The organism is Sporacetigenium mesophilum DSM 16796, assembly GCF_059569055.1.
This window is the reverse complement of sequence record NZ_JCANUR010000003.1, coordinates 66908-90313: the sequence shown is the minus strand read 5'-3', so window position 1 is coordinate 90313 and position 23406 is coordinate 66908. Positions and strand designations below refer to the sequence as shown.

Sequence of the window (23406 nt, the reverse complement as noted above, 5' to 3'; positions counted from 1 at the left end):
ATTAACATAAAACTTACATAAATTTTACCAGATAAATTGTATTATAGAAATTTAAAAAACCTTGGGAATGCTTTGGAGGAATAATTATGAAAATCGTTATTATTGGTAGCGGAAAAGTTGGAAGTACTATGATAGAACACCTAGAAAATGAAGGGCACAATATTGTAGTTATAGATAAGAATTTAGAAAAAGTCGAAGAAGTAGTTAATAATTATGATGTCATGGGGATTTGCGGCAATGGTGCACTTTATGATATTCAAATGGAAGCAGGAGTTAATAAATGTGATTTATTTATTGCAGTAACATCATCTGATGAAGTTAATTTAATTTGTTGTATGGTAGCCAAAAAAATAGGAGCAAAGCATACTATAGCTCGTGTAAGAGATACAGAGTATTCATCTCAGCTAGAATTTATGAAAGAAAGTATGGGCCTGAGTATGATGATCAATCCAGAAAGATCATCTGCAAACGAAATTGCTCGTATACTAAGATTCCCATCAGCACTAAAAGTTGAAACATTTGCAAAGGGCCGGGTAGACTTAGCAGAGGTAAAGGTAAGGCCAAAAAGCAAATTAATAGGTGTATCAATAAGTAATTTGAGCAAAAAATTTAAAGCTCAGGTATTAATTTGTGCACTTCAAAGAGGAGATGAAGTATATATTCCTAATGGTGATTTTATTTTAGAAGAAGGAGATAAAATACACATTACAGCTTCTCATAGAAACTTAGAAAGATTTATGATATCCGCAGGAATTTTTGAAAGAAAAATTAAATCTGTAATGATTATAGGTGGAAGTAGAATTGCTTACTATCTATCTAAACAATTAACTGAGCTAGGTATAGAAGTTAAGATTATAGATCATGATATGGAAACTTGTCGTTATTTAAGTCAATACTTACCAAGTGCTGAAATTATACACGCAGATGGTACGGAACAATCAATATTATTAGAAGAAGGAATAGAAGATGTTGATGCATGTATCTCTATGACAGGGATAGATGAAGAAAATGTTATAATTTCAATGTATGCATTGTCTTGCGGTGTATCTAAGGTAATAACTAAGGTAAATCGCCCATCTATTATGAATATGTTAGAATCTATAGGTTTAGATACTTTTATTTCACCTAAGGATATAACTGCAAATAAAATAGTTAGATATGTTCGTGCTAAGGGAAATAAAGTTGAAGCTGGGGTTGAAACACTTTATAAAATTATTGACAGACAGGTTGAAGCATTAGAGTTTATTGCTAGTAAAAATACAAGTTTTATTGGAGTACCATTAAAAAAACTTGAAACAAAACCAAACTTATTAATTGCAGGAATAATGCGTAAAAATAAATTAATTGTTCCTAATGGAGATGACTTCATTGAGGCTAAGGATATTGTAATTGTTGTAACTACAAATCAAAGTTTAACAAATTTAGAAGATATACTAGTATAGGAGGAATTTTTTATGAATACTAGAATGGTATTAAGAACAACTGGTAAAATCCTTCTATTTGAAGCTATCATGATGGTATTGCCATTAATAACATCGTTAATATACAAAGAAAGTACATGGACTTTCTTTCTGGTATCAATTGCCATTATTCTTACAGTTGGAGGCATTATGGCAAAAACCCCAATTAAAGATACTAGAATTTATGCAAAGGAAGGTTTTATTATTGTTGCTATGGCTTGGATTTTAGTTTCATTCTTTGGTGCATTGCCTTTTTACATAAGTGGAGAAATTCCAAGCTTAGTTGATGCATTTTTTGAAACTGTTTCAGGTTTCACAACTACAGGAGCTACAATTTTATCAGATATTGAAGCTTTAAGTAATGGAATGCTTTTTTGGCGTAGTTTTACTCACTGGATTGGTGGTATGGGAGTTCTTGTATTTGTTTTAGCCTTTTTACCTAAATCAGAGGGGCAACATATGTATCTAATGCGTGCTGAAGTTCCAGGTCCGGTAGTAGGAAAGTTAGTTTCAACAGTTAGAAAAACGGCTAGAATACTTTATGGAATTTATGCATTATTAACTTTAATTGAAGTTATTCTATTATTATTAGGTGGAATGCCTTTCTTCGATAGTTTACTTAATAGTTTTTCAACTGCTGGTACTGGAGGATTTGGAATCAAAAATACAAGTATAGCTTATTATGATAGTGCATACGCTGATACTGTTATTACTATTTTTATGATAATTTTTGGAATTAACTTTAACATATTTTATTTAATCGTTTTAGGAAACGTAAAAGAGGCATTGAAAAGTGAAGAATTAAGATGGTATCTTGGAATTATTGCAGCTTTTATTATTGTAATTACAATTAATATAATGCCTAGTTATAAAAATATGTTAGAAGCTTTTAGATATGCATCATTCCAGGTAGGTTCAATTATAACTACAACAGGATTTATAACAGCTGACTTTTCGTTATGGCCAGTTTTATCTCAAGTTCTACTTGTACTGTTAATGCTTATAGGAGCTAGTGCAGGGTCCACAGGTGGAGGAATAAAAGTAGGACGTATAATAATATTATTTAAAAGTTCTTTAAGAGATTTAAAACAATTAATTCATCATCGTTCTGTTTATACAGTAAAACTTGATGGAAAAAATATGGAAGAACAAACTATTAAAGCAGCACATTCATACTTCTTACTTTATATGATTATTTTAACAATTTCAGTAATTATTTTATGTTTTGACTCCTTAGATATAGTTTCAATAGTAACGGCTGTTATTACATGTTTAGGGAATGTAGGGCCAGGGCTTGGGGCTATTGTTGGACCTGTTGGAAACTTTTCATCATTATCAGATTTATCCAAGCTTGTTTTAAGTTTTGATATGTTGGCAGGGCGTCTAGAAATATTCCCATTGATTATGATATTCGGTTACTTTAAAATAAAGAGAAAGGTTAAATTCAAAGAATATTAAATCACTTGGGGGATTTATGATGAATAATAAGTATATTTTAGAGGAAATGCTAGCATAGGGGGCGCTTATGAATACTAGAATGGTATTAAGAACAACTGGTAGAATTCTTCTATTTGAAGCAATTATGCTTGTATTACCTCTAATAACCTCTTTAATTTACAAGGAAAATACATGGAATTATTTTTTTGCATCAATTTTAGTTATTCTTGTATTTGGAGGTTTTATGGCGACAACGCCAATAAAAGATAAAAAAATTTATGCGAAAGAAGCTTTTGCTATTGTTGCTTTAGGCTGGATTCTCGTTTCATTTTTTGGAGCTATGCCATTTTATTTTAGCGGAGAAATTCCAAATTTTGTGGATGCATTTTTTGAATCAGTTTCAGGGTTTACAACAACTGGAGGAACTATTTTAGTAGATATTGAAAAATTAAGTAATGGGATGCAATTTTGGCGCCATTTTAGTCACTGGATTGGTGGTATGGGGGTTCTTGTACTTTTCTTAGCCTTCTTACCTAAATCAGAGGGGCAAAATATGTATTTGATGCGTGCAGAGATTCCAGGTCCTGTAGTAGGGAAATTAGTTTCAAAAATTGGAAGTACAGCTAGAATTCTTTATGGAATTTACGCTTTATTAACTTTTATTGTAGTTATTTTATTATTAGTAGGTGGAATGCCATTATTTGATAGTTTAGTGACTAGTTTTTCAACTACTGGTACTGGCGGATTTGCAATGAAAAATGCAAGTATAGGACATTATAATAGTTTATATATTGATATTGTTATTACGATATTTATGATAATTTGTGGAATTAACTTCAACTTATTTTATTTAATTGTTCTAGGCGATGTAAAAGAGGCTTTTAAAAGTGAAGAGTTAAAATGGTATATTGTAGTTATTGTAGTTTTTACTATTCTAATCACAATTAATACAACTCCTATATATTCAAATATATGGGAAGCACTTAGATATTCATCATTTCAAGTAGGATCAATAATAACAACAACCGGGTTTGCGACGGCTGATTATACATTATGGCCAATTTTGTCTCAAATTCTTATTATGTTATTAATGTTTATAGGAGCTTGTTCAGGGTCTACAGGTGGAGGAATGAAAATAGGTAGACTTATTATTTTGGTTAAAAGCTCTTTAAGAGATATAAAACAATTAATTCATCATCGATCTGTGTATACAGTTAAACTTAATGGAAAAAATCTTGAACAACAAACTATCAATGCAGCACATTCATATTTCTTTCTTTATATGCTTATTTTAGCAATTTCGATAATTATTTTGTGCTTTGACTCTTTGGATATAGTTACACTAGTAACAGCTGCTATGGCATGTTTAAGTAATGTAGGTCCAGGACTGGGTGCAGTTGGACCTATAGGAAATTTCTCAGAGCTATCCGATTTATCAAAGCTTGTATTGAGTTTTAATATGTTGGCAGGTCGTTTGGAATTATTTCCTATGATTATGATTTTTGGATATTTTAAAATAAAGAAAAAGGTTAGATACAATAAGGATTATTAAATAAAAGCTGCACCTAATGCTAAGTGCAGCTTTTTACTATTCTTAATATTTTGCAAAATATTTATTTACCTTTATGTACTTTTTGTTCTATAGGTTTAAATGTCCATTCATAAGCTCCCTGTGCAGTCATAGTTAATACAATAGCATTAACAACAGTGAGGAATAATTTAGATACATCAAATGTATTTGACATAATTTGATAACTTAGAATAGTTAATAGGGAATATAAGAATACTATATATTTTGTAGGCAAACCTTTAGTATATCTTCCAATTAAATCTTTTGTAAACTCGGTAATGAGCACAACTACAGTAACCATACCTCCAAATGTCGAAAGAAAATCTAGCGTAATAAAATTATCCATAATAACCCTCCTTATTAATTCTACTTAAGTATATTAATTTTACCTAGGCTTTATAACCTTTAATATATATTGAAAATATATAAACGTGAACAAAACGAATTTTTTGTAAAAAAGAGTTTGAATTAATAGGATATATATAATAATATTGTTGTATAGAAAATTGACTTAAAAATAAAAAGATAAGGGTGTTTAAATGGAAGAGTTAAAAAAAGCAATTGATGAAATAACAGAACAAGACATTGTAAAAGTAGTTATTAGCAACAAAATGAACAAAGATGTTGAATATAATAAGATAACATTTGTATTAAAAGAAAAGAACAAAAAAGAATATTATCAAATAGAAAAATTCACTGATAAGCAAGTATTTCATGAAAATATTGATATAGATAGTCTAGGAGAAAAAATTCTAGAATATGTATCATCTAGCTATAAGCAAGTTGCAGCTTGGTCAACTACAACTACATTTGATCTGAAAATATCTAAAAAAGGAAAGATTTTTTTAGGTAAGAAAAAAACTGACAATACAATTCAAGTTAATAAAAGCCACAACAAAGAAAAAAACTACATTCTTAAAGAAGGAATGATAATTGAACCTCTAATAGATTTAGGTGTTTTTACAAAAGAGGGCAAAGTAGTTAACTCAAAGTACGACAAATATAAGCAAATAAATAGATTTGTAGAAATTATTGATGATGAAATTAAGAAAAATGATTTTGAAGAACTTACAATATTGGATTTCGGATGCGGAAAATCTTATTTAACATTTGTATTATATTACTATTTTGTAGAAATTAAAAAAATAAATGTAAAAATGATAGGGTTAGACCTTAAAGAAGATGTTATAAAAAAATGTAATGATATAGCTAAAAGATATAACTATGATAATCTGCATTTTGAGCTTGGAGATATAAATGGATTCAAATACAACAATAAAGTTGATATGGTAATTACGCTGCATGCATGTGATACAGCTACTGATTATGCTTTATATAATGCAATAAAATGGAATAGCAAAATGATTTTCTCTGTTCCTTGTTGCCAACATGAATTTAACCATCAAATGAAGGCAGAATCTCTATCTATATTAACAAAGTACGGAATAATACAGGAGAGAGTTGCAGCACTTATGACAGATAGTGTTAGAGCCAACTTATTAGAATGTGTAGGATATAAAACGCAACTTTTAGAATTTATAGACATAGCACATTCTCCAAAAAACTTATTAATTAGGGCATCAAAGGCAAATATATCTAATGATAAAAAAGAAAAGTCTTTAGAAGAAGTTAAAGACTTAATGGATCAATTTAACTTTAATCCAACATTATATAATTTATTAAAAGATGATAATTTAATATAAAATAAATAAATGCTGTACTACTTAAGTACAGCATTTATTTATTCCCTTTTCTTAGTTTGATTTTGGTTCTGAATCTTTTTCTCTACAGGCCTAAATGCACATTCATATCCACCCATTGCTGTCATAGTCAACATCATTGCATTGATAATAGTTACGAATATTTTAGATATATCGAATGTACCAGCAGTAATTTCATAACCTACAATAGTTATTAGAGAATATATAAAAACTACATACTTTGTAGGCAATCCTTTAGTGAATTTGTCAACTAACTCTTTCGTAAATTGGGTAATGAGTACTATTATAGTAACCATACCTCCAAATGTTGAAAGATAATCTAAAGTAATGAAACTATCCGAAATCGCACTTTCCATAATAACCCTCCATGGTGATTATAAATTTTTATGACATAGTTATTTTTATATATTATGCAAGTATATATGGAATTGTTTCTAATTTATAAGCATTATTGATACATTTTGATCTATTGAATCAACCTGCCACTGCATATTTTAGAACCAATTTGATAATAAGTACATATTATATATAGATTATAAAATCAAGGAGGGATAATTTTGATTGATTATAATCTATATATCAACGATTTAGATACAATGGAAAGACAATCACTTCCAAATCAAATAGCACTAAGAGCAAATAATGGACAATTTGTAGTAGCAGAAGGTGGAGGAGGAGGTCTTGTTAATGCAAACAGAAATCAAATAGGACCTTGGGAAACATTTAGAGTAGTAAATAGAGGAAGAAATCAAATAGCACTAAGAGCAGATAATGGACAATATTTATCAGCAGAAGGTGGAGGGGGAAGAGAGGTAGTAGCAAATAGAAACCAAATAGGGCCTTGGGAAACTTTCACCGTAGTAGACAGAGGAAGAAATCAAATAGCACTAAGAGCAAATAATGGACAATTTGTAGTAGCAGAAGGTGGAGGCGGAGGTCCTGTTAATGCAAACAGAAATCAAATAGGACCATGGGAAACTTTCACAGTAGTAGATAGAACCCAGTCACAACCACAACCTCCAAGTCAAGGAAGAAATATTGCACTAAGAGCTAACAATGAAAGATTTGTATCAGCAGAAGGTGGAGGAGGAAGAGAGCTAGTAGCAAATAGAAGAGAAAGAGGACCGTGGGAAACTTTTAGATTAATAGATAGAGGAAGAAATCAAGTTGCATTACAAGCAAATAATGGTCAATTTGTATCCGCAGAAGGTGGAGGAGGAAGACCATTAGTAGCAAATAGAACCCAAATAGGACCATGGGAAACTTTTACACTAGTAAACTTTCCAGGAGGAGTAATAGCATTAAGGGCAAATAATGGACAATATGTAAGGGTAAGACGTAATGATAATGTGTTAGTAGCTGACTTTACAGCTCAACCTCCAAATGTTTCTACAAGTATATTCTTTGAAATAGTAAATGTAAGATAATAGTGTTATAACAAAAAAAACTAATATAGAGACTTATAATATGTATAATAATAAAAACTCCAATAACTTAATTTATTGGAGTTTTTATTATTAACGTACTTTTTCACCACTCCTTTTAATTATTTAAAAATTAATAGTGATTGTCCATTAATTAAGAATAACCTTGTAACTTACAGTATAGTAAGTACAAAGTTATTTTTTAAGAAAATTGTTTGAATTGACTTAGAAAGTATATTAATATAATAAGAAATAACCACATCTAAAAACAAGCGAAAGAAAGGGATGTTATGAAAGAGTCAAAACTTATTGAAATGATAAAGAATAATCCTAATATTATAGCAACTATAGATAATCCTACAGATGAGATGAAGTTATTGGCTATTAAGAAAAATGGGCTTTTATTAGAGTATATAGACAATCCAACTAAAGAGATGCAAGAATTAGCCATAGAAAATAATCCTAGGGCAATTAAGTTTATAAATAGCCCTACAGAAGATATGATGATAAAAGCTGTAAATAATGGATGGATTAATCTAGAATATATTAAAAGTCCAACTAATAACGTAATTAAATTAGCCATAAATCAATCTGGATGGGCTATTAAATATATTAAAAATCCAAATGAGGAATTACAGCTATTAGCGGTAAGAAAAAATTATGATTCGATAAGGTATATAAAAGAGCCTTATGAAAGTGTGCAAGAAGAAGCCGTAAAAATAAGTTATGATGCATTAAGATATATAAATTCACCTACATATAACACAGAACTTATAGCTATAAAAAACAATGAATCCGCTATTAATTTTATAAATGGTTTAGATAAGAATAAAATGTTAGAGTTTTTAAAGGTAAATATTTTGGTAATTAAATATATTATGAGAGAAATATCTAAAGATGAACTAGAAGAAGTATTAAAACAAGTATTATCAAAAGAAGATGTTGAAGAAAAATACATTAGGGATTTCTTAAATTGTAGTACTATAGATAGAAATAGTGATATTATGCCAATTGACAAAATAATGTTTACTTATAAATATGGAAGTAAAAAGGCAAAAAAAATAGTTGTAGACGAAAAGTTAAAGATGATATAGGAGATGACAAAATGAATTTTATAGATACATTAAAAAGTGTTGACTTAGTATTATCTACTGGGGAAGTACCTTTAGTAGTTGGTGAAAGTGGAATAGGAAAAACAGCTTTAGCAAAACAACTTTCTAAAGAAAATAATTGGAGCTTAATTGTTATTGATGGAAATCTCCTAAAAGAAGGTGAAATAGGTGGTCTTCCAACAATAGAAAATAGAACTACAATATATGCAGTTCATAACAAGTTAAGGCAAATTGATGAAGAAATATCTAAAGGAAAAACAGTTCTTTTATTTATAGATGAGATGAATCGTTGTGAGCATACAGTACAACAGGAACTTATGAATTTAATATTAAATAGGGAAATAAATGGATATAAGCTACATAATGGTGTAAAAATCTTAGCAGCAATGAATCCTTCAAGTAAATACGGTTCGGATTTTGATTATCAGGTTGTAGATATGGATGCTGCCCAAGAAAACAGATTTGTATGGTTAAATATGGAGCCTGATTATATACAGTGGTTAAATTGGGCAATAGATGAAGGAATTGAACAAAAGGTTATAGATTTTATATCCACCTTCCCAGAATATTTACATAAAATAAACGAAGATGATATAAGGGCAACTCCAAGAAGTTATGAAAGAGTTTCTAAGATTTATAAAAATTATAAAGAGAAAAAAGACTCAATACCTAAATCAGTACTTTTAAATGTTATAAAAGGAAACGTAGGAAATGTTATTGCACAAGAGTTTATGAGCTTTGTTGAATCTGATTATAGTCCGTTAATATCTTATGAAGATATTTTTTTAGGCAATACCCTTTCTGAATCTGTTATAGAAAAAGTAAAAAATGAAAGTCATACAAGACTTTATTTATCAGCAATGAACATTCTAAAAACCTTAGAATCAAATATAAAAAATGATGATTTTAACTCAAGTTATTATATTAATAGATTTGTTGAATTTATGAGAATATATCCAATTGATCTAATGGTGGGGATTATGAAGGATATAAAAAATAGTTATACCAAAGTTTACAAAGAAGCAATAGACAATGAAAATTTTGTTGAGTCTTACTTTGAATCGTATAGTTTAATAAGAGGGTAGTTATGGAAACTTATTTTGATAAACAAGCAAAAGAGCTTTATGAAAAAGCAAATAAAGTTATAGATACTTTGACTTTATTAAGATTAAAAAATAAAGGTGAAGAATTTGAGATAAATATACATCAAGATTTTAAAAATGAGTTTTTTAGTCTTGTAGATAAAGTTAATTTAAGTCTTATAGAAGAAAAAGATAATTTCTATGGTTATTTTTTGTTTCAAATGGAAAGGGAAATAAGATTTGATATAAGTAGTCCTACTGCTGTTAATTTTAAAGGGGCTAAATACGTTATATATTTTAATCCAATAATTTTTTTAAGTCTTAATATAAAACAAATGGAAAGTACAATTAAGCACGAAATTTTACACATATTGTCTATGCATTTAGTAAGGGCAAAAAAGCTAAAAAATAAATACAGTACATTGGCAATTAATATGGCAATGGATATAGTAGTAAATAAACATTTAAATTATCTACCCCCATATGCTATGACTTTGGAGTGGGTAAATTTGAATTATTCTTTGAATCTTAAGTCATATGAACCTTTTGAATACTATGTAGAAAAAATTCAAAATGAGCTAGACCTTCAAGAAGAAAATGAAGATGGGGAAGAAGATGATACCAAAGGTGAAAATATAGAAACAGATTACGACCCTGAGAAAACCCACGATATTTGGGAAGATTCCAGTGATATAGATGAAAAAACTCTTAGGGAATTTACTGAAAAGTTTATTGATAATGCTCTAAAAGGCCAAATTCCATCATATTTAGAAAGTATCATATCATCACTTAAAAATAGCAAAGGTGAATTACCTTGGAACTTGTATCTTAATAGGTTAATGGGAACTGTTGAAAGTAATAAAAAGAAGACTATAACAAGAAGAAATAGAAGACAACCTGATAGATTAGACATAAGGGGTCAACTTAGAAGTCATAAAGCAGAAATAGCTGTTGCAATTGATATAAGTGGAAGTATTAGCGATGAAGAATTTAAGCAAGCAATTAAAGAAGTACTTAGTATAGTAAAAAATTATAATCATGAAATTACAATTATAGAATGTGATAGCGAAATTAGACGTGTCTATAAAGTTAAATCAATAAAGGATATAAAAGATAGAATTAATACAAGAAGGGGAACAAAATTTACTCCAGTTTTTGACTATGTTAATAATAAAAAGGTTAATTTGTTGGTGTATTTTACTGATGGCAAAGGTGAGGATAAGCTAGAAGTAATACCTAGGGGGTATAAAGTTTTGTGGGTTATTTCTGGAAGAGGAGATAAGTTATCTCTAAAAGAACCTTATGGAGCAGTTAAAAAACTTAGTCAAGTTGAAGTAAGAGATGATATATTGGATACGAGTAATATTAGTCATGATGGATATTCAATGAATAACCAAGAATCAATTTTAAAAGTATTGTCGTAGGTGTTTATAAAACTACATAAGTTGTCTTAAACTGAGTGATATTTTATCATATAAATATGATAAAATGAATACATAAGTATATAAATAAATATAAGAAGGAGAATTATTTATGAAAAATAAAACAAAATTAATCAGTGTGGAAGGCTCTGCGCAAAGACTGTAATAAACATACAGAATAAATTTTTGTTCAGAGCCGGATTTTATAAAATTAAATTCGGTTAAATTGTTTTGTGCAGTCTTTGCCTCATTATCTAATAATTAAAATAGTAGATAGGAGCAAGGGTTATGAAATACGAAAAAGCACAAAATATATTGCCAGAAGATATTATTGAATTAATTCAAAAATATATAGACGGTGGATATTTATATATACCTAGAAAATCAGACAACAAAAAAAGTTGGGGTGAAAGTAGTGGTACAAAAGTTGAGTTAAAGAAAAGAAATATAGAAATCTTTAATAAATATAGGCAAGGGCTATCTGTTAAAGAACTTGCTAAACACTACTACCTTACTGAGAATAGTATTAGAAGAATAATTAGAAGTGAAAGAGAAATAATATAAATATAATAGTCGATACTTGATATAATCAGGTATCGATTTTTTATGGTCAACTTTATTACAGAGTTGTATATAAACTTGAGATATACTTATATTAAATGTATTATTTAAATAGGAAACCTTTTGATTTTGAATAAGGAGTTGTAATATGAATAACTTAAATGTTTTAGAAATAAAATTTGATTTTAACGGTGAAATTAACGCTATACATCCGGTTATACTAAGTGATAAGGCAGAAATGATTTTAATTGACTGTGGATATCCTAATTTTTTGCCATTAATAAAAGAATCTGCAAAAAATCAAGGTATCGATATTACCAAATTAACAAAAATAATAATTACACATCATGATTTTGACCATATGGGGTCTTTGGCAGAATTTAAAAGAGAATATCCAAATATAAAAATATTATCATCGTGTGACGATGAAAAATATATTAGTGGAAATGAAAAATCTTTGAGACTACAACAAGCAGAAGCTATATATGATAAAATTCCAGACGATCAAAAGCAATATGCAATGCAATTTCATAAACTCTTAGAATCAATAGAATCTGCAAATGTAGATATATGTTTAAAAGATAAGGATTACTTAAATATGTGTGGAGGAATAGAGATAATCTCAACTCCAGGTCATATGCCAGGGCACATATCTATATATATAAAAGAAAGTAATACCCTAATAGCAGGAGATGCATTAGTAGTAGAAAATGGAGACTTAGAAATTGCAAATCCTCAGTACACATTAGATATGGATAAGGCAAAAGAATCTATTAAAAAGCTATTAAACTACGATATAGATAAAATAATATGTTATCATGGTGGTATATATAGTAAAGGCATTAAAGAATCTTTACAAAAAATATATAAATAAACAAAAAGGAGATATTTTTATGAAAAAAAATTATTATTTAGAGGCTGTAGTTAGACTTAATAAATAAGGAGTCTAACAAAATAGAGCATTCCTTATTTATTAAGTCATAAGTGAAAAGACTTATATAAATAAAGGAGAGGTAAAATGAATAACAATACATTTGAAAAATTACAAATAAACGAACTTAAAGAATTAGTAAAGGTACACTGTGTAAGTTCACTTGGAAAAGAACTTATAGATAAGTTGATTCCTAGTAAGAATATAGATGTTGTAAAAAGAAGACTAAAAGAAAACGAAGAAGCTAAAAAAATATTAGAAAATAGCAATCACATACCATTAGAGGGGTTGTTTAATATAACTCCAATTATAGATAAAGTTGAAAAGGGAATAATACTAGATCCTAATGAGCTTGTAAAAATGGAAGACTTTTTAAGAGGCTGTAGGAAAATAAAGTCCTTTATGAAAGATAAGGAGTTTTATTCACCTAGTTTAAGTTCATATGCACTAAACATAACTGAATGTGAAAATATAGAAAGTGAAATAAAATACTCTATAAAAAACAACAAAGTAGATTCACAAGCTAGTAAGGAACTTAAGAAAATTAGAAGAAATATAGAAATAACAGAAGGTAAAATAAAAGAAAGACTAAACAAATTTTTAACATCAACTGTTAATAAAAAGTATATTCAAGAGTTTATAGTAAGTAAAAGAGATGATAGATATGTAGTACCTATTAAATCATCTTACAAAAATGAAGTTGATGGAATAGTTCTCGATACATCAGCAAAGGGAAATACTGTTTTTATTGAACCAAGTAGTGTATCAAAGTTTAGTCTAGAACTTATAAGCTTAAAATCTGATGAATCTATAGAAGAATATAAAATACTATCTTATTTAACAGACCTTATATTTGAAAAAATAAGTCAAATAAAGTTAAATATAGAAATAATAGCAGAGTATGATATGGTATTTGCAAAAACTAAGTACAGCCAAAATACTAGAGGAATTACTCCAAAGATAAACGATAGAGGATATATAAAAATAGTTAAGGGAAAACACCCACTTTTAAAAGGAGATGTAATACCCCTTGATATTGAAATAGGAAAAGACTATAGAAGTTTAATAATAACAGGGCCTAATGCAGGAGGAAAAACTGTTTCCATAAAAACAGTTGGACTTTTGACTTTAATGGTTCAATGTGGACTTGATATATGTGCAAGTGAAGGTACTGAAATTAGTGTATTTGAAAACATATTTGTAGATGTTGGAGACAACCAAAGTATAGAAAATGCCCTTAGTACATTTTCTTCACATATAAAAAATATTGCAGATATTATGAATGCATCAAATAATTCTACTTTGGTATTACTTGATGAAATAGGAAGTGGGACAGAACCTAATGAAGGAGCTGGTCTTGCAATAGCAATACTTGAGGAATTTTATCAAATGGGATGTATAAGTATAGCATCTACTCATTATGGTGAAATAAAGAAGTTTGCAAGTCTTCATCCTGAATTTGAAAATGCAGGAATGATGTTTGATAAAGATACTCTAGAGCCCTTATATAAACTAACTATAGGAAAATCAGAAGATAGTAATGCTCTTTTTATATCTAAGAAAATGGGAATAAGAGATAAAATACTAAAAAGAGCTAGTGATTATATAAACGACAAAAACTACAACTTAGAATTAGTTAAAAGAAGTAAAATCAGTTCATCAAAGGTAGAAAAGGTAGTAGAAGAAGTATTAAAAGAAATACCTTTATATGAAGTTGGAGACAAAGTAAAATTACTAGATAAAGATGATTTTGGAATAATATATAAACCTATTAATAAATTCAATAATGTAGAAGTTTTATATAATAATGAATTTATAGAGGTTAATGTAAAAAGAATAGAACTTAGCATTAAAGCTACAGAATTATATCCAGAGAATTATGATCTAAATAGCTTATTTACAAGTTATAAAGAGAGAAAATTAGAAAGAGATATTGAAAGAGGATCTAAGAAAGCTTTGAAAAAAATCCAAAAGGAAATAAAGCAAAACAAACAACAGAACTTAAAAAACATTGACAATATTTAATAAATAAGTTAACATAAACACATAATTAATGGAAAAGGAGTGGTATTTTATGAAAAAGTTATTATCTATATTTACAAAACATAAAATATGTAGCGCTCCAATATATAAACATTAGACTATTTAACATAATAAATAGTTTTATTGTTAGATTATTTACTAAAGTATATTTAACCTTGGAGCATACCTATGTTTCAAGGTTTTTTTATATTCTAAAGTTTAGCTACATAAACAAAGCTAATTTAAAGGAGGGTTACGTATGTTGATTTATGGAGGAATAGCCTCTGTTAGATTAAGAGGATAGGGCACGGGTTGTGGCTATCCATAAAGACCAGTTCTTATAAAAAAGTCATAACTCCGTGCTATTAGATAATCAAAATAGCAAATAAAAGGAGAATAAGAACATGGAAAACAAAATAAATAAAAATTGGAAAAGAGTATTTTACACTATTTCAGCAGGCCAGGCATTTTCAATACTGGGAAGTAGTATGGTTCAATTTGCCATAATATGGTGGTTAACATTAGAAACTAAATCAGCAACAGTATTAACTATGGCATCTCTTGTGGGATTTTTACCACAGGCAATATTAGGACCATTTATAGGAACTATTGTAGATAAATTTAAACGTAAGTATATAATGATTTTTGCGGATATTGGTATAGCAATAGCTACTTTAGTATTAATGATATTTTTCTTTATGGGAAAAGAATCACTATATTTAATATATATTGTTTTGGCTATAAGGTCATTAGGTAGTGCATTTCATATGCCAGCACTTCAGGCATCAATTCCAATGATTGTTCCTGAAGCTAAATTGACATTATCAGCAAGTGTAACTCAGTTTATTCAATCAGCATCAAATATATTTGGGCCAGCTTTAGCTGCTTTTATGTTAGGATTATACTCAATTGAGTATGTTATGGTTGTAGATATAATAGGAGCTTTAATAGCTTTTTTAACAGTTGCATTTGTAGAAATACCAAATCCTAAAAGAAGTATGGATGATACTAAAAGTGAAAATATGTTCAGTGAAATGACATATGCTTTTAAAAAACTTAGACAATACAAAGGATTATATATTCTTACAATTATAATGTCTATTAATGCAGTAATATTTATACGGGTAGGGTCTTTATTCCCACTTATGGTAACACAGCACTTAAAAGGGGGAGCCTTCCATGCAAGTTTTGTAGAAGTTACATTTGCAGGGGGACTTCTTTTAGGTTCAGTATTATTAGGTGTTATAGGTGAAAAGTATAAAAAGAGCAATATAATTTCCTTTTCATTAGTAGGATTAGGTATAGCACTAGCTATTTCAGGATTAGTCCCAACTAATGGATTTATATTGTTTTCAATAATGTCAGCTATGATGGGACTAACTGGACCATTATTTAGTGGATCATATTATGTATTACTTCAAAATAAAATTGATCCAAGTGTTCTTGGTAGAGTAATGGGAATTGTAGGTAGTATGATGCTTTTTGCAACTCCAGTAGGTCTTTTAATTGCAGGACCAACTTCACAAAAAATAGGGGTTGCATCATGGTTTTTAATATCTGGAATTTTAACTATAATATTAGGTATTGTGTGTAAGTGTAATTCTCATATAAGTAAAATAGAAAAATAATATACTAACTTGAATATTAATATGGAGGTAAAGCAAATGAATAGAGGACCTGTTTATTTCATTAGATTAAGAGGATAGCCCACGGATTGTGGCTGTCCTAAATATGATATAGTCATAATCCCGTGCTATTTGAACTTAAATAGTGAAAGGTGATTATGATATGAAAAAAATTGAAAAAGCAAAATTATTATTTGATAAAAATATAGAAGTATTTAAATGTCCTATTTGCAAAGGTGATATGAAAACAAATGATAAAAACAGTTTAGTATGTAATAATAGTCACTGTTTTGATATTTCAAAAAAGGGCTATATTAACTTACTAAACAACAGTAATAACAAGATATATGATAAAGATTTATTTGAATCTAGAAACAAAACATATAACTCAAATCTTTATGATATGTTGACTAGAGAAATAGGATATGTGATTAATGAATATACATTAAACAAAAACAAAAATTATATATTAGATGCTGGTTGTGGAGAAGGCTACTATCTAAATCAATTATCTAAGAGTAAAAACCTTAAAAACTGTGAGTTTGTTGGAATTGATATATCAAAAGAGGGAATAAACATTGCAACAAGAGAAGGAAATGATATAATTTGGTGTATTTCAGATTTATCAAACTTGCCATTTAAAGATGAAAAGTTTGATGTAATATTAAATATACTATCTCCAGCAAACTATAAGGAGTTTAATAGAGTTTTAAATAAAGATGGCGTAGTAATTAAAGTTATTCCAGAATCAGAATATCTAAAAGAAATAAGATATGCAATAAAAGGTGAAATGAAAAATAATAATTACTCTAACCAAAACGTCGTTGATGTTTTTAAAGAGCACTTAGACATAGTAACTCAAAGTAATGTTAACTATAAATGGAGTATTGATAAGGCTAATTTAAAAGATTTAATAAAAATGACTCCATTGACATCAAGTTTAAGTGAAGAACAAATAGAACAATTAATAAAACATGATATATCTAATATAACTATAGATTTAAGAATTATAGTAGGTAGATGTAAAAAATAGATACTATAAATAAAAATTGGAGGTGTTTGCTGTGAATATGAGAGGACCAGTTTATTACATTAGAATCAGAGAATAGCGCACGGATTGTGGCTGTCTTAAGTATTTAATCAATAAATATAGTCATAATCCCGTGCTATTTAAATATTAAATAGTAAATTAAGGAGATTATGAACATGAAAAAAAGAGGAATTTTAGTAGGTATTAATATAAATAATAAAAACGGTTTTGAAGAATCCATAGTTGAACTAGAAAATCTATGCTCGGCTTGTGATATTACATCTGTAGGAGTAATAGTGCAAAATGCAAAGGAAGTTAATTCAAGACATTATATCGGAAGTGGAAAATTAGAAGAGTTAATAAATTTAATTTCTGAACAAAATGCAGATATAGTGGTTTTTAATAATGAACTATCTGGATCACAGTTAAAAAATATTGGTGAAAAAACAAATTGTACTGTTATAGATAGAACAGCTTTAATATTAGATATCTTTGCCCAGAGAGCAAAGACTAGGGAAGCTAAATTACAAGTTGAGGTAGCTAGACTTCAATACGAATTACCTAGGTTAATAGGATCAAATGAAAACCTTGGACGTCAAAGTGGTGGAGTTGGAACCAAGAATAGAGGATCGGGAGAGAAAAAACTAGAGCTTGACCGTAGAAAAATAGAAGATAAAATAGCAGATTTAAATAAAGAATTGGAATTACTAAAGCAACAAAGATATACTCAAAGGAATAAGAGAAAGAAATCAAACATTCCAAATATAGCTTTAGTTGGATATACAAATGCAGGTAAATCATCAGTTATGAATGAGATGGTAGATAGATTTAAACATAGTGAAGACAAAAAGGTTTTTGAAAAAGATATGTTATTTGCAACGTTAGAGACTTCTGTTAGAAATATAAAGCTTCATAGTAATAAATCTATTTTACTTTCAGATACAGTTGGATTTGTAAGTAATTTACCACATAATTTAGTCAAAGCATTTCGCTCTACACTAGAAGAAGTATGTGAAGCAGACTTATTAATTCATGTAGTGGATATTTCAAATCCACATTTTGAAAATCATATTGATGTAACAAATGAAACTCTAAAACAAATAGGGGCAGATAATATACCTGTTATTTATGCTTATAATAAAATTGATTTAGTGAATTCATATTTACCTGATGATAAAGGGGTATATATATCAGCTAAGAAAAAAATAGGGATAGATGAATTAATAGATAGAATATGTCAAAAGGTATTTATAGGTTATATCAAGTGTAAGTTATTAATCCCTTATACTGAAGGCAAGTTAGTTTCTTATATAACCCAAAATTCAAGTATCATTGACAGTGAATACGTAGCTGAAGGTACTATTTTTAACATTGAATGTAGTAAATTAGATTACGATAGATATGAAAACTATATAATATCATAATAAATATTATGATGTGGCATCAGAGTGGCAAAATTATTACTATAGAATATCTTAATATCAAGAAGATATTTTAGGTGGTGATTTTATTTATAAACGTCAATTAATATATGACCTCCCAGAGACTTGTCTAGATAATAGAGTTTCTATGGGTAGGACACTTAATGCCATACCTGAATCGGGTCCAATAGATATATATGTAAATGATATTCCTTTTATATTAGATATAGAATATAAAGAACTTACTACTTATCGTCCTGCGTTGATAGTTATAGGGGATGTAAAGTATTATTATACTGGTAATAGAGTTGACATCATACTAGAAATTAAAGATTTTCCTCTAATAGGAGGTCAATTAATGACTTTTGCATTTGTTGATTTTCCAAGTGGTTTTAAAGTTTTGCCAATAATTGATGATATTAATGAAAAAGTGGAACCAGATAAAACAAAAGTTAGAATTTATAATTTAGATGCCTCAAACTTACTATTTACCTTAGGAGAACTATCGAGTACGTTATCTCCAGGAACTGGAACGGAATATTTTGATATAAATCCAGGTAGACATAAATTAGAAGTTGAAACAACTACCCAAAAATCTATAAATATAAATCTTAAACCAGGTAGAATATACACAATATATATTGTTGGAAGTATGAGTATTAAATCCCCAGGTTATTCCACAGGCAATATTCCTCAAATTATATTAGCCGTTGATGGCAATACTATATTAGATAAATGCGAATAGCTTTTATCTTAAGTAATCTAATTTTAAGACCAAGTGTTGTTTTTATATAAGTAACAAAAAACGAGTCTGTAAATAGATTTGTGTAAACTTCAAATAAATACTTGATTTTTGAGTGGTGATTGATAGGATTTTTAGGAGCTGAGTAGCAATAATACTCGCTCCTTTTTTACTATTATTTCCATTTTTACAAAAAACAATACCTCTTTAAGGTAAATTCCTTAGTTTTTTGAAAGAATTTACATTATTACAGATGTTAATCTATCTTCAAAATATATACTTAATTGATCTAATATCTGAGGCCAATTTCTAATCTTTTGAGTCCATTTATCTGAAATGTCAGCGGTAGCTAAATAAAGAGATTTATTAAGAGACTCATCCGAAGGGAAAATACTCTTAGACTTAGTAACCTTTCTAAGCATTCTATTATAGCTCTCCATGGAATTTGTTGTATAAATTATAGTTCTTATTTCTTGAGGATACTTAAAGTATGAAGAGAGTTCACTCCAGTTATTCCTCCAACTTCTAATGGCTACGTCATACTTATTACCCCATTTCTCATCAAGTAAATCAAGGTTAGCTAGAGCAGTTTCCTCATTTATAGCTGTATAAACTGTTTTTAAATCCCTTGCAAATTCTTTTTTATCTTTATATGATAGATAGTTTAGTGTATTTCTTATTTGATGAACTACACACCTTTGAACCTCAGTGTTAGGAAATACTGCTTTTATAGCTTCGCTAAATCCATTCAATCCATCGACAGATGCAATTAGAATATCCTTAACCCCTCTGTTTCTAATATCATTTATTACTTTTAACCAATATTTAGATGACTCATTTTCACCAATCCATATGCCTAAAACTTCCTTGAATCCTTCCATATTTATGCCTATGGCAATATATGCAGCCTTGCTTACAACTCTACCTTCGGTTCTTACTTTGTAATGGATTGCATCCATAAATACAATTGGATATACCGAGTCTAAAGGTCGATTCTGCCACTCATTAGCCACAGGAAGTATCCTATCGGTAATTTTAGAAACTAATGTATGGGATATTTCTATGTTGTATATACTTTTGATATGAGAAGATATATCTCTGATAGACATGCCTTTAGCATACATTCCAAGAACTTGGTCTTCTATGCCAGATATGTCATTTTCATAATTTCTTATCACTTGAGGTTCAAATGTTCCCTGGCGGTCCCTTGGAATACTTATTTGGACCTCTCCAAAATCTGATCTTACTTTCTTAGTTCTAATTCCATTTCTACTATTTTTAACTTCTTTATTTTTGTAATCATACTTTGAATAACCTAGATGATCTTCCATTTCTGCATCTAACATTTCTTGTATAGTTCCTGCGAATAAATCTTTTAACATGTTTTGAACGTCATTTGAATTTTTTACATCGTACTCCTGAATTAAAAATCTTAATATATCACTTTTGTTGTTTAAATACATAAAGTGTGTACCCTCCTTAATTGGTAATGATATTTAAATTATCACCACTTTTTGGAAGTTTACACACTTTATTTTTCAGACCCCAAAAACAAAAAATTAATGAAATAATAAAAGAGATATCCATGTGATATCTCTTTTATTTTGAAATTAGCTTATTTTAACCTCAAAAAATCATTAGTGATAATTGCACCTTATATACTGACAACATTAACACACCAAAATTCATCCACCCATAAACCAACTACTTCAACTGGAAGATCCCATGATTTTACTATATCTATCGACGCTAATATGTCATGAAAATGTTCGCACTCATTAACAGGATTTGCAGCACAATCATAATGTCCTACTATAGCAACTATATTGGAGTTATGAGCTGTTACTGAAATTATAACTTTGTCTCTTAATCTTTCATTTTCGATCCATTGACCTTGAGATAATGCCTTATCCATTCCAGGCTCCGTAATTGAATCTACATAATCCACATCAAAGTTTTCTTGTAACCACTTAATTGCAGGAATTTGAGTCCTACCATCAATACAGTTTAGAATTGTTCCAAATTTTTTTTTCATGGCACACCCTCAACTAATTTTTTACTAATAAAATATGAAGGTATTCTAGAATTTGTGCATAGTTTTTGTGTTAGTTATTACACAAACAATCAATATATAATCTAATATTACAAAAAGGCTATGTAATATTTAAGTATATATATACACATTTAACTGTAGAAATTAAGTCTGTTCTGAAGAAACTTAGTACGGATTTTTTGTTTTTGTAGATTTAAAAACCAAATATACGAAATTTAGAAAATTTAAGGAAATATTAGGGAACGCAAGTACAAGTAGAGTTAAACTACTTTTTAACAAATAACACAATTAATTTATATCGTGAATAGACTGTATTAAACAAATCAATATTCACAAAAATGTGAATATTAAAAAAATAAATTTGTATTTGCAAATTAAAATTTATATAAAAATTATAGGGGGGTATAAAAATGGAAGCAAGAGAATATGTAATAAATCTAATAGAAAAGGCACGTATAGCTCAAAAAGAATTTGAAAAATATTCTCAAGAACAAGTAGATGAAGCAGTACGCGCAATAGGTAAGGCAGTATATGATAATGGTGAGTTATTAGCTCGTATGGCAGTTGATGAAACTGGGATGGGAGTTTATGAAGATAAAATAGTTAAAAATAAAGGCAAATCAAAAGCAGTTTGGAACAAACTTAAAGGAGTTAAAAGCAGAGGAATAATCCGATACATAGCGGAGGAAGGATTGGTTGAAGTTGCAAAACCAATAGGAGTTATAGGAGCTGTAACGCCAACGACTAATCCTACTATGACACCAATGCAAAATGCAATGATAGCATTAAAGGGTGGAAATGCATTAATTATATGCCCACATCCACGTGGGAAAATATGCGGAAAGAAAACTGTAGATTTAATGAATGAAGCTTTAGCAAAATTAGGAGTACCCGAAAATTTAATACAAATAATTGAAGAGCCAACAGTAGAGATGTCTAGTTTGATAATGCAATTATCAGATGCATGTATATCTACAGGTGGTCCAGGAATGGTAAAGGTTGCTTATAGCAGTGGAAAGCCTGCTTTTGGCGTTGGTGCAGGAAACGTTCAATGTCTAGTAGATTATGATGCTGATATAGAAGAAGTCGTGCCTAAAATAGTTAAAGGTAGAACTTACGATAATGGTATACTGTGTACTTGTGAACAAAGTGCAATACTTCCAACTGAAAAATATGAGTCCTATATAGATGAATTAGTTAAACACGGCGCTTATTATATTGAAAAAGATGAAGAAGTAGATGCTTTGAGAAAATCATTATTCCCAGATGGATCAATAAATAGGGATTGTGTTGGTGCATCTCCTGTGAATATAGCTAAAATGGCAGGGATAGTTGTACCTGAAGATACAAAGTTATTAGTTGTAAAGGTTAAAGGTTCTGGAGAAGAAGATTATTTTGCAAAGGAAAAAATGTGTCCAGTATTATCAGCCTATAGTTATGATACATGGGAAGAAGCTGTTGCTATAGCAAATGCTAACTTAATACATGAAGGTCAAGGACATAGTGCTGTTATACATTCATATACAAAAGAAAATATAGAATATGCTGCACAAATACTTCCAGTTTCTCGTTTTGCAGTTAATCAAATAGGATCAAGCGGACTTGGTGGAGCTTTTACAAATGGTCTAAATCCTACAGCAACACTTGGTTGCGGTTCTTGGGGAAATAATAGTATAAGTGAAAACCTTTGGTTTAATCATTTAATTAATATAAGTAGAATAGCATATGAAATTCCAGGAAGATGTGTTCCAACAGATGAGGAGATCTGGAATTAATCATTAGTATATTTTAAAT

General features: G+C 29.0%; 20 protein-coding genes. 16 read left to right on the top strand and 4 right to left on the bottom strand.

From position 1 onward, the window contains the following. The first annotated feature begins 86 nt into the window (after positions 1 to 86). The 3 genes from trkA (at position 87) to BS62_RS04580 (ending at position 4449) form a co-directional block, all read left to right on the top strand. Complete coding sequence (gene trkA, locus BS62_RS04590; protein WP_496490075.1) at positions 87 to 1442, top strand: Trk system potassium transporter TrkA; 1356 nt, start codon at positions 87 to 89, stop codon at positions 1440 to 1442. Positions 1443 to 1454: 12 nt separating this feature from the next. Continuing rightward, on the top strand, positions 1455 to 2918 hold the full coding sequence (locus tag BS62_RS04585; protein ID WP_496490074.1) for a TrkH family potassium uptake protein: 1464 nt from the start codon (positions 1455 to 1457) through the stop codon (positions 2916 to 2918). Between the two features lie 67 nt (positions 2919 to 2985). Continuing rightward, positions 2986 to 4449, top strand: coding sequence for a TrkH family potassium uptake protein (locus BS62_RS04580; protein WP_496490073.1), 1464 nt, complete (start codon positions 2986 to 2988; stop codon positions 4447 to 4449). Between the two features lie 61 nt (positions 4450 to 4510). Here BS62_RS04580 and BS62_RS04575 read toward each other — a convergent pair whose 3' ends face one another. Beyond that, entirely contained in the window at positions 4511 to 4813 is a 303-nt protein-coding gene (locus BS62_RS04575; protein WP_496490072.1) for a hypothetical protein, read from the bottom strand. Positions 4814 to 5006: 193 nt separating this feature from the next. Between BS62_RS04575 and BS62_RS04570 the strand changes: the two genes are divergently transcribed. Beyond that, entirely contained in the window at positions 5007 to 6170 is a 1164-nt protein-coding gene (locus BS62_RS04570; protein ID WP_496490071.1) for a class I SAM-dependent methyltransferase, read from the top strand. Positions 6171 to 6208: 38 nt separating this feature from the next. Here the strand turns inward: BS62_RS04570 and BS62_RS04565 are convergent, their stop codons facing one another. Then, positions 6209 to 6544 carry a hypothetical protein gene (locus tag BS62_RS04565; protein ID WP_496490070.1) on the bottom strand — a complete coding sequence of 112 codons (336 nt, stop codon included), beginning with the start codon at positions 6542 to 6544 and terminating at the stop codon, positions 6209 to 6211. A 201-nt stretch (positions 6545 to 6745) separates the two neighbouring features. Here BS62_RS04565 and BS62_RS04560 point away from each other — a divergent pair, with 201 nt between their 5' ends. From BS62_RS04560 to BS62_RS04510, 11 genes are all read left to right on the top strand, one after another. Then, positions 6746 to 7615, top strand: a complete 870-nt coding sequence (locus tag BS62_RS04560) for a fascin domain-containing protein (protein WP_496490069.1) — start codon at positions 6746 to 6748, stop codon at positions 7613 to 7615. Between the two features lie 287 nt (positions 7616 to 7902). Beyond that, positions 7903 to 8706, top strand: a complete 804-nt coding sequence (locus tag BS62_RS04555) for a hypothetical protein (protein WP_496490068.1) — start codon at positions 7903 to 7905, stop codon at positions 8704 to 8706. Between the two features lie 11 nt (positions 8707 to 8717). Then, positions 8718 to 9809, top strand: coding sequence for an ATP-binding protein (locus BS62_RS04550; protein WP_496490067.1), 1092 nt, complete (start codon positions 8718 to 8720; stop codon positions 9807 to 9809). Positions 9810 to 9811: 2 nt separating this feature from the next. Next, positions 9812 to 11230 carry a vWA domain-containing protein gene (locus tag BS62_RS04545; protein ID WP_496490066.1) on the top strand — a complete coding sequence of 473 codons (1419 nt, stop codon included), beginning with the start codon at positions 9812 to 9814 and terminating at the stop codon, positions 11228 to 11230. A gap of 285 nt (positions 11231 to 11515) precedes the next feature. Beyond that, the gene (locus BS62_RS04540) at positions 11516 to 11791 is read left to right on the top strand and encodes a CD3324 family protein (RefSeq protein ID WP_496490065.1); all 276 of its coding nucleotides are present in this window, start codon (positions 11516 to 11518) and stop codon (positions 11789 to 11791) included. A 145-nt stretch (positions 11792 to 11936) separates the two neighbouring features. After that, on the top strand, positions 11937 to 12662 hold the full coding sequence (locus tag BS62_RS04535) for an MBL fold metallo-hydrolase (RefSeq protein ID WP_496490064.1): 726 nt from the start codon (positions 11937 to 11939) through the stop codon (positions 12660 to 12662). A gap of 144 nt (positions 12663 to 12806) precedes the next feature. Beyond that, positions 12807 to 14744: an endonuclease MutS2 gene (locus BS62_RS04530; RefSeq protein ID WP_496490063.1), complete on the top strand. Its 1938-nt coding sequence runs from the start codon at positions 12807 to 12809 to the stop codon at positions 14742 to 14744. A gap of 401 nt (positions 14745 to 15145) precedes the next feature. Then, positions 15146 to 16369 carry an MFS transporter gene (locus BS62_RS04525; protein ID WP_496490062.1) on the top strand — a complete coding sequence of 408 codons (1224 nt, stop codon included), beginning with the start codon at positions 15146 to 15148 and terminating at the stop codon, positions 16367 to 16369. Between the two features lie 160 nt (positions 16370 to 16529). Continuing rightward, complete coding sequence (locus BS62_RS04520) at positions 16530 to 17399, top strand: methyltransferase domain-containing protein (RefSeq protein ID WP_496490061.1); 870 nt, start codon at positions 16530 to 16532, stop codon at positions 17397 to 17399. 173 nt (positions 17400 to 17572) lie between these two features. Beyond that, complete coding sequence (gene hflX, locus BS62_RS04515) at positions 17573 to 18820, top strand: GTPase HflX (RefSeq protein WP_496490060.1); 1248 nt, start codon at positions 17573 to 17575, stop codon at positions 18818 to 18820. Between the two features lie 145 nt (positions 18821 to 18965). Next, entirely contained in the window at positions 18966 to 19562 is a 597-nt protein-coding gene (locus BS62_RS04510; protein ID WP_496490059.1) for a DUF4397 domain-containing protein, read from the top strand. A gap of 236 nt (positions 19563 to 19798) precedes the next feature. Here BS62_RS04510 and BS62_RS04505 read toward each other — a convergent pair whose 3' ends face one another. Together BS62_RS04505 and BS62_RS04500 are read right to left on the bottom strand one after the other, a co-directional pair. Further along, on the bottom strand, positions 19799 to 21022 hold the full coding sequence (locus tag BS62_RS04505) for an IS256 family transposase (protein WP_496490058.1): 1224 nt from the start codon (positions 21020 to 21022) through the stop codon (positions 19799 to 19801). Between the two features lie 191 nt (positions 21023 to 21213). Continuing rightward, entirely contained in the window at positions 21214 to 21594 is a 381-nt protein-coding gene (locus tag BS62_RS04500; protein WP_496490057.1) for a carbonic anhydrase, read from the bottom strand. Between the two features lie 428 nt (positions 21595 to 22022). Between BS62_RS04500 and BS62_RS04495 the strand changes: the two genes are divergently transcribed. Continuing rightward, the gene (locus BS62_RS04495; RefSeq protein ID WP_496490056.1) at positions 22023 to 23387 is read left to right on the top strand and encodes an aldehyde dehydrogenase family protein; all 1365 of its coding nucleotides are present in this window, start codon (positions 22023 to 22025) and stop codon (positions 23385 to 23387) included. Positions 23388 to 23406 lie beyond the last annotated feature (19 nt).

What these genes read in the sequence shown, in the direction of transcription:
- trkA (WP_496490075.1), top strand. Translation starts at nt 87, where the DNA reads ATGAAAATCGTTATTATTGGTAGCGGAAAAGTTGGAAGTACTATGATA.
- BS62_RS04585 (WP_496490074.1), top strand. Translation starts at nt 1,455, where the DNA reads ATGAATACTAGAATGGTATTAAGAACAACTGGTAAAATCCTTCTATTT.
- BS62_RS04580 (WP_496490073.1), top strand. Translation starts at nt 2,986, where the DNA reads ATGAATACTAGAATGGTATTAAGAACAACTGGTAGAATTCTTCTATTT.
- BS62_RS04575 (WP_496490072.1), bottom strand. Translation starts at nt 4,813, where the DNA reads ATGGATAATTTTATTACGCTAGATTTTCTTTCGACATTTGGAGGTATG.
- BS62_RS04570 (WP_496490071.1), top strand. Translation starts at nt 5,007, where the DNA reads ATGGAAGAGTTAAAAAAAGCAATTGATGAAATAACAGAACAAGACATT.
- BS62_RS04565 (WP_496490070.1), bottom strand. Translation starts at nt 6,544, where the DNA reads ATGGAAAGTGCGATTTCGGATAGTTTCATTACTTTAGATTATCTTTCA.
- BS62_RS04555 (WP_496490068.1), top strand. Translation starts at nt 7,903, where the DNA reads ATGAAAGAGTCAAAACTTATTGAAATGATAAAGAATAATCCTAATATT.
- BS62_RS04550 (WP_496490067.1), top strand. Translation starts at nt 8,718, where the DNA reads ATGAATTTTATAGATACATTAAAAAGTGTTGACTTAGTATTATCTACT.
- BS62_RS04545 (WP_496490066.1), top strand. Translation starts at nt 9,812, where the DNA reads ATGGAAACTTATTTTGATAAACAAGCAAAAGAGCTTTATGAAAAAGCA.
- BS62_RS04540 (WP_496490065.1), top strand. Translation starts at nt 11,516, where the DNA reads ATGAAATACGAAAAAGCACAAAATATATTGCCAGAAGATATTATTGAA.
- BS62_RS04535 (WP_496490064.1), top strand. Translation starts at nt 11,937, where the DNA reads ATGAATAACTTAAATGTTTTAGAAATAAAATTTGATTTTAACGGTGAA.
- BS62_RS04530 (WP_496490063.1), top strand. Translation starts at nt 12,807, where the DNA reads ATGAATAACAATACATTTGAAAAATTACAAATAAACGAACTTAAAGAA.
- BS62_RS04525 (WP_496490062.1), top strand. Translation starts at nt 15,146, where the DNA reads ATGGAAAACAAAATAAATAAAAATTGGAAAAGAGTATTTTACACTATT.
- BS62_RS04520 (WP_496490061.1), top strand. Translation starts at nt 16,530, where the DNA reads ATGAAAAAAATTGAAAAAGCAAAATTATTATTTGATAAAAATATAGAA.
- hflX (WP_496490060.1), top strand. Translation starts at nt 17,573, where the DNA reads ATGAAAAAAAGAGGAATTTTAGTAGGTATTAATATAAATAATAAAAAC.
- BS62_RS04510 (WP_496490059.1), top strand. Translation starts at nt 18,966, where the DNA reads ATGGGTAGGACACTTAATGCCATACCTGAATCGGGTCCAATAGATATA.
- BS62_RS04505 (WP_496490058.1), bottom strand. Translation starts at nt 21,022, where the DNA reads ATGTATTTAAACAACAAAAGTGATATATTAAGATTTTTAATTCAGGAG.
- BS62_RS04500 (WP_496490057.1), bottom strand. Translation starts at nt 21,594, where the DNA reads ATGAAAAAAAAATTTGGAACAATTCTAAACTGTATTGATGGTAGGACT.
- BS62_RS04495 (WP_496490056.1), top strand. Translation starts at nt 22,023, where the DNA reads ATGGAAGCAAGAGAATATGTAATAAATCTAATAGAAAAGGCACGTATA.